This is a genomic window from Streptomyces laurentii (genome assembly GCF_040635425.1).
Taxonomy (GTDB): domain Bacteria; phylum Actinomycetota; class Actinomycetes; order Streptomycetales; family Streptomycetaceae; genus Streptomyces; species Streptomyces laurentii.
This window is the reverse complement of the sequence record NZ_JBEYHT010000082.1, coordinates 22,194-29,159: the sequence shown is the minus strand read 5'-3', so window position 1 is coordinate 29,159 and position 6,966 is coordinate 22,194. Positions and strand designations below refer to the sequence as shown.

Genomic DNA, 6,966 nt, shown 5'->3' with positions numbered 1-6,966 from the left:
ACGTGACCGACGCCCTCGATCCCGCCGACGCACCCCGCGACGCGCACGACGCGCACGACGCGCGTGATTCCCGCGATACCGCCGGTGCGGCCCTCTCCCCGCGCATCCGCGGGTCAGCCCTTCACGTTGACGACCTGCTTGAGCTTCGCGACCACCTCGACCAAGTCCCGCTGCTGCTCCACGACCTGCTCGATCGGCTTGTAGGCGCCCGGGATCTCGTCCACGACTCCGGAGTCCTTGCGGCACTCCACGCCCCGCGTCTGCTCCTCCAGGTCGCGCGTGGAGAACCGCCGCTTGGCCGCGCTCCGGCTCATCCGACGGCCGGCCCCGTGCGAGGCCGAGTTGAAGGACGCCGCATTGCCGAGCCCCTTCACGATGAACGAACCCGTGCCCATCGATCCCGGGATGATCCCGTACTCCCCGGAGCCGGCCCGGATCGCGCCCTTGCGGGTGACCAGTAGGTCCATCCCCTCGTAGCGCTCCTCCGCCACGTAGTTGTGGTGGCAGGAGATCACCGGGTCGAAGGTGACCTTCGCCTTGCGGAACTCCCGGCGGAGGACCTCCTGGAACAGCGCCATCATGATCGCGCGGTTGTACTTCGCGTACTCCTGCGCCCAGAAGAGGTCGTTCCGGTAGGCCACCATCTGCGGGGTGTCCGAGACGAAGACGGCGAGGTCGCGGTCGACGAGACCCTGGTTGTGGGGCAGCTTCTGCGCCTCGCCGATGTGGTACTCGGCCAGTTCCTTGCCGATGTTCCGCGAGCCCGAGTGCAGCATGAGCCAGACAGAACCGAACTCATCGAGACAAATTTCAATAAAATGATTACCCGATCCTAGGGTTCCGGCTTGCTTCTCCGCCCGCTCGCGACGGAACTTCACCGCGTCCGCCACCCCGTCGAAGCGCGACCACAGATCTCCCCAGCCCGTCGTCGGGAAGGCGTACAGACGGGTCGGGTCCACCATCTCGCGATGGAGGCCGCGGCCGACCGGGATGGCCTGTTCGATCTTGGAGCGGAGGCGGGAGAGGTCGCCGGGGAGGTCGTTCGCGGTCAGCGAGGTCTTGACCGCGGACATGCCGCAGCCGATGTCCACGCCGACCGCCGCCGGGCAGACCGCCCCGTGCATCGCGATCACCGAGCCGACCGTCGCTCCCTTGCCGTAGTGCACGTCCGGCATCACGGCGAGGCCCTTGATCCACGGCAGGGTGGCCGTGTTCTGGAGCTGGCGCATCGCGCCTTCCTCGACGGAGGCGGGATCCGCCCACATGCGGATGGGCACCTTCGCGCCCGGTACCTCTATGTACGACATACTTCCTCGATTCCCCCGATAAGCCTGATAACGCAAAAACCGGAGCCAAAGCCCGTACAGGCGACCGCGGACCGGCATCAACGGCCATGCGTGCGATACACATTGTTCTCATCGCGCCCGACAGGGCGGCAAACAGTTTTCGGGGGATTCCTCCGGGAGAAGGGAGCCTGGGATCGTGCAGCGCAAGGCGTACGTACCCGGCCGGACCGGGCCCGCGGCACTCTCCGCGGCCGCCCTCACCCTCGGTCTCGGGCTCGCCCTGACCGGATGCTCCTCCGGTCCGACGGGGGGCGCCGACGCCATCGACTCCAAGGCGGGCCCCGCCGCGTCGGTCTCGGCCGCGCCGCCCGGCCGCTACCGCACGCTCTTCGACCCCTGCGCCGCGGTACCGCCCGCCACCCTCAAGGACCTGCTGCCCGGCGCCGCCGGTCTGCCCGACGCCGAACGCGACCGGGCCTACCGCGGCACCTCCGCCGCCACCTTCGACACCGACCGGCGGGTGGGGTGCAGCTGGAAGTCGACCGGGCCGGAGGCCACGCACCGGCTGAGCCTCGACTTCGAACGGGTCGTCTCCTACGACACGACGGTCAGCGACGACGACCGCGCCCAGCAGGTGTACGCGCGCAAGCAGGGCATCGCCGGGATCGCCCCGTCACCGACCACCACCCCGACCGCGTCACAGCCGCCGGTGTCCCCCTCGGCCGGCGCGCCCGCCGGTACGGCCGCCCACCCCGCCACCGGCGAGGGCGCCGCCTCGGACGCGGTCACCACGCTCGCCGGCGACCAGCCGGAGCACGCCCCGTACGGCCCCGAGGCCCCGACGCCCCCGCCCGCCCACGGCGGCAAGGCGGGTGACGGTACGCCCGGTGCCGCGGACACCGGTCTGGAGCCGCGCGCCCTCGACGGCCTCGGCGACGTGGCGTACCTCGACGACGCCCTGCTGGCCGCGGGTCCGTCGGGCGAGCGGCGGCTCGTGAGCGTGGTGTTCCGCACATCCAACGTCATCGTCACCGTCTCCTACGAGGAGCAGACCGAGTCCTCCGGCAAGGCCCTCGACCGCGAGGAACTGCAGGACAAGGCGCGGAATCTGGCCGGGCTGCTGGCCGAGCGCCTGGAGGAGTGACCGGCCGCCTCCGATCCGTGACCGGCGCCCGACCACGTAACGTGTCGGCGTACCGCGGCCGCCCGGCCGCCGGCCGCCCAAGCGACTGCCCAAGCGACTGAAGGAACCATGCACCGATCAGCTCCGCGCCTGTCCCGTGTCCTCGCCTGCGCCGCCGTCCCGGTGATGCTCGTCGCCGCCGGATGCTCCTCCGGCTCCGACTCCTCCACGGACAAGGGTTCCGGCCCGGACAAGGCCGCGTCCTCGGCCGGCGCCTCCGCCGCCCCGTCGTCGGCGGCGCCGACGAAGAAGGCGGTCGAGCCGGCGAAGTTCGCGAAGCTGCCGGACGTCTGCAAGGCCGTCTCGTCGAAGACGGTCGAGGAGCTGGTGCCGAAGGCGAAGAGCAAGAAGGGCACGGCGGCCGCGTCCAGCGACCTCAACAACCGTGGCGGCTGCGCCTGGAACGGCCTGGAGGACAAGGGCACCAAGGGGTCGAACTACCGCTGGCTCGACGTCTCGCTCTACCGCTACGAGTCGGACGCCACGCTCGGCAGCGGGCAGGAGCGCGCCGCGGGGAACTACACCAAGGAACTCGCCAAGGCCCAGAAGGCGGAGGGCGCGAAGGACGCGAAGACCTCCGAGGCGTCCGGTGTCGGCGAGAAGGCCGAGACGGTGACGTACAAGCTGCGCAAGACCGACGAGGACTTCCAGTACGCGTCGGTGGTGGCGCGGACGGGCAACGTCGTGGCGCTGGTGACGTACAACGGCGCGGGTTACGCGGGTTCGAAGACGCCGTCCGACAAGTGGATCGTGGACGGCGCGCTGAAGGCCGCGAAGGAGGCCGTGGCGGCGGTCGAGGCAGCCAACAAGTAGCCTTATATGCCCTTTTGTACGAGGCCCGCCCCTCCCCCGAGGGCCGGGCCTCGTACGCGTGTGCCAGTCTGTGGGCCGCGAGTTGTCGATCGACGGGAGGGGATCGCGGGTGGCCGCGATGCAGCTGACACGCACACACCGGATACTCATCGGCTTGGTCGTCGCGGGTGCGTTGATCATCGCCGGGATCGGTTTCGCCGGGTCGTACGCGGCGGTGCGCGAGCTCGCCCTCGCCAAGGGTTTCGGCACGTTCTCCTACTTCTTCCCCATCGGCATCGACGCGGGCATCTGTGTGCTGCTCGCGCTGGACCTGCTGCTGACGTGGCTCCGGATCCCCTTCCCGCTGCTGCGGCAGACCGCCTGGGTGCTGACGGCGGCGACCATCGCCTTCAACGGCGCCGCGGCCTGGCCCGACCCGCTGGGTGTGGGCATGCACGCGGTGATCCCGGTGCTGTTCGTGGTCGCCGTCGAGGCGGCGCGGCACGCGGTGGGCCGGATCGCGGACATCACGGCCGACAAGCACATGGAGGGCGTGCGACTGACGCGTTGGCTGCTCTCGCCGGTGCCGACGTTCCGGCTGTGGCGGCGGATGAAGCTGTGGGAGCTGCGGTCGTACGACGAGGTCATCAAGCTGGAGCAGGACCGGCTGATCTACCAGGCGCGGCTGCAGGCCCGGTTCGGCCGGGCGTGGCGGCGGAAGGCGCCGGTGGAGGCGCTGATGCCGCTGCGGCTCGCGAAGTACGGTGTCCCGCTGGCGGATACGGCGGGGGCGGGGCTCGCGGCGGCCGGGGTGGAACCGGTGCTGTTGCCGGCGGCTCCCGAGACATCCGCGACTCCCGAGCTGACCGCGGCGCCGGTGGCGGCGGCGACCGCCGTGGCGCCGGCGACCGCCGAGGCTCCGGCCGCTCCCGCGGCTCCGGCTCCCGTGACGCAGGCGGCTCCGGTCGCGCAGGCGGATCCCGCGGGGGCCATGGCGGCGATGACGGCGGGTCAGGAGCAGCTCCAGGCCCCGGTTCAGGGCCAGGCCCCGGCTCAGGCTCAGCAGGTCCAAGCACAGCAGGTCCAGCCGCCGGTTCAGGGCCCGCAGCAGCCGCAGGCGCCCGTGATGATGCCGGGTCAGCAGCAGGCCGACCCCGCTCAGGCGCCCCAGCCGATGCCGATGCCGGTCCCGGTGGGGGTTCCCCTGGAGGCGGGCCCGGTGCCCGAGAACTTCCAGGTCCAGGAGGAGATCCAGTTCCCGGAGCGGATCCAGGGTCAGGTCCAGGGCCAGGTCCAGGGCCAGGACGCCGCGGGCAACCCGTGGTTCCCGCGGGGGATGATGCAGAAGCCGTACCAGGGCGGGTACGACCCGGCCGCGCCGGAGGCCCTGGACCAGCAGGGCCGGCCGGTCCAGCAGCCTGAGCAGGCCTTCCAGGCCCCGCAGGCCGCCGCCCAGGCCGAGCCTGGTCAGGAGGCGGTGCGGGAGCCGATGCACGAGCCGGAGCCGGAGCAGCAGGCGAAGAGCGACTTCATCGACGCGGTCCGCTCCACCCTGCGCACCTACGCGGAGGAGTACGACGCGTTCCCCGGCGACGAACTGCTCGTCGAGCTCCTCACGGAGCGGTACGGCCCGCAGGACCCGCGCCGGATCGCGCTCCTCGGCCGGATCACGCCGCGCCTGCGCGAGGACGTCGAGCGGCAGCTCAAGGCGATCGCCACCCCGTAACCCGTCCCCACCCGCCGGTCACATGCCTGAGGGCCGCCCTCCCGTCGTCCGGGAGAGCGGCCCTCAGGCTTCGTACGGAGTGGACCGTCAGGCGCCGAGCAGCTTGCGCACGCGGTCCGCGCCCACCGCGAGGAGCAGGGTGGGCAGACGCGGTCCGGTCTCGCGGCTGACGAGGAGCTTGTAGAGCAGCGCGAAGAACGAGCGCTGCGCGACCTTGAGCTCCGGGGTCGGCTTGGCGTCGGCGTCGAGGCCGGCCATCACCTTCGGGACGCCGTAGACCAGGGTGGTCAGGCCGTCGAGCGACCAGTGCGTGTCGAGGCCGGCGAGGAGCAGGCGCAGCGACTCGCGGCCGTCGTCGTCGAGGGAGCCGAGGATGTCGGCGTCGGGCTCGTCGCGGACGATGGTGCGCTGGTCGGCCGGGACCTGGGTGGTGATCCAGTTCTCGGCGCGGTCGAGACGCGGCCGGACCTCGTCGAGGGTGGTGACGGGGTTGGCCGGGTCGAGGTCGGTCAGGATGCGCAGGGTCTGCTCGTCGTGGCCGGCGGTGATGTCGGCGACCGAGGCGAGGGTGCGGTACGGGAGCGGGCGCGGGGTACGCGGCAGCTCGGCCTCGGCGGTGCGGGCGGCGCGCGTGTACGCGGCGGCGTCGGCCGGCAGCACGCTGCCGTCGGCGACCTTGGCGACCAGCTTGTCCCACTCGTCGTAGAGCCGCTGGATCTCCTGGTCGAAGGCGATCTTGAACGACTGGTTGGGCCGGCGGCGGGCGTACAGCCAGCGCAGGAGCTGCGGCTCCATGATCTTCAGGGCGTCCTCGGGGGTGGGGACGCCGCCGCGCGAGGAGGACATCTTGGCCATGCCGCTGATGCCGACGAACGCGTACATGGGGCCGATCGGCTGGGTGCCGTCGAAGATGCGGACGATCTGGCCGCCGACCTGGAAGGACGAGCCCGGCGAGGAGTGGTCGACACCGGAGGGCTCGAAGATCACGCCCTCGTAGGCCCAGCGCATGGGCCAGTCGACCTTCCAGACCAGCTTGCCGCGGTTGAACTCGCTGAGCTTGACGGTCTCGGCGAAGCCACAGGAGGAGCAGGTGTAGGCCAGCTCGGTGGTCTCGTCGTCGTAGGAGGTGACGGTCGTGAGGTCCTTCTCGCACTGCCCGCAGTAGGGCTTGTACGGGAAGTAAGCGGAGCCGGAGCCCGAGCCGTCGTCCTCGGCGGCCGCGCCGGAGCCCTCGGCCGCTTCCAGCTCGGCCTCGTCGACCGGCTTCTGCGACTGCTTCTTCGGGGCCTTCTTCGTCCGGTACTGGTCGAGGATGGCGTCGATGTCGCCGCGGTGCCGCATCGCGTGCAGGACCTGCTCGCGGTACGTGCCCGAGGTGTACTGCTCGGTCTGGCTGATGGGGTCGTACTCGACGCCCAGCTCGGCGAGCGACTCGACCATGGCGGCCTTGAAGTGCTCGGCCCAGTTGGCGTGCGGCGAGCCGGCGGGGGCCGGGACGGACGTCAGCGGCTTGCCGATGTGCTCGGCCCAGGACGGGTCGACGCCCGCGACGCCGTTCGGCACCTTGCGGTAGCGGTCGTAGTCGTCCCAGGAGATGAGGTGCCGGACCTCGTACCCGCGGCGGCGGATCTCGTCGGCGACCAGGTGCGGGGTCATGACCTCGCGGAGGTTGCCGAGGTGGATCGGGCCGGACGGGGAGAGGCCGGAGGCGACGACGACGGGTTTGCCAGGCGCACGTCGCTCCGATTCGGCGATGACCTCGTCGGCGAAACGGGAGACCCAGTCGGTCTCGGTGCTGCTCTGAGCCACGGTCGGTTCGTCCTTCTTCCTTGGTTCCCTCGATGCCTTACAGCCCTACGTGAGCCATTCTCCCAGACGGATCGGCGCACCCGGAGGTTGTCCACAGGCCGGGACACGTCCGGTCCGGTTGTCCACAGGCAGGGAAAACACCTTGCCCACCCATGGGACACTTGACAAGC

The 6,966-nt window shown here is 71.1% G+C and carries 5 protein-coding genes; 3 read left to right on the top strand and 2 right to left on the bottom strand.

The window, feature by feature from the left end:
- Positions 1 to 113: 113 nt before the first annotated feature.
- Positions 114 to 1,307, bottom strand: coding sequence for an RtcB family protein (locus ABZ693_RS32825; protein ID WP_359884962.1), 1,194 nt, complete (start codon positions 1,305 to 1,307; stop codon positions 114 to 116).
- Between the two features lie 175 nt (positions 1,308 to 1,482).
- Between ABZ693_RS32825 and ABZ693_RS32820 the strand changes: the two genes are divergently transcribed.
- The 3 genes from ABZ693_RS32820 to ABZ693_RS32810 all read left to right on the top strand — a co-directional run bounded on the left by ABZ693_RS32820 (position 1,483) and on the right by ABZ693_RS32810 (position 4,987).
- A complete protein-coding gene (locus ABZ693_RS32820; protein WP_359884960.1) occupies positions 1,483 to 2,430 on the top strand; it encodes a DUF3558 domain-containing protein in 948 nt (315 codons plus the stop codon).
- 108 nt (positions 2,431 to 2,538) lie between these two features.
- The gene (locus ABZ693_RS32815; protein ID WP_359884958.1) at positions 2,539 to 3,282 is read left to right on the top strand and encodes a DUF3558 domain-containing protein; all 744 of its coding nucleotides are present in this window, start codon (positions 2,539 to 2,541) and stop codon (positions 3,280 to 3,282) included.
- 109 nt (positions 3,283 to 3,391) lie between these two features.
- Positions 3,392 to 4,987: a DUF2637 domain-containing protein gene (locus tag ABZ693_RS32810; protein WP_359884956.1), complete on the top strand. Its 1,596-nt coding sequence runs from the start codon at positions 3,392 to 3,394 to the stop codon at positions 4,985 to 4,987.
- A gap of 87 nt (positions 4,988 to 5,074) precedes the next feature.
- Here ABZ693_RS32810 and lysS read toward each other — a convergent pair whose 3' ends face one another.
- On the bottom strand, positions 5,075 to 6,796 hold the full coding sequence (gene lysS / locus ABZ693_RS32805) for a lysine--tRNA ligase (protein WP_359884954.1): 1,722 nt from the start codon (positions 6,794 to 6,796) through the stop codon (positions 5,075 to 5,077).
- Between the last annotated feature and the right edge of the window lie 170 nt (positions 6,797 to 6,966).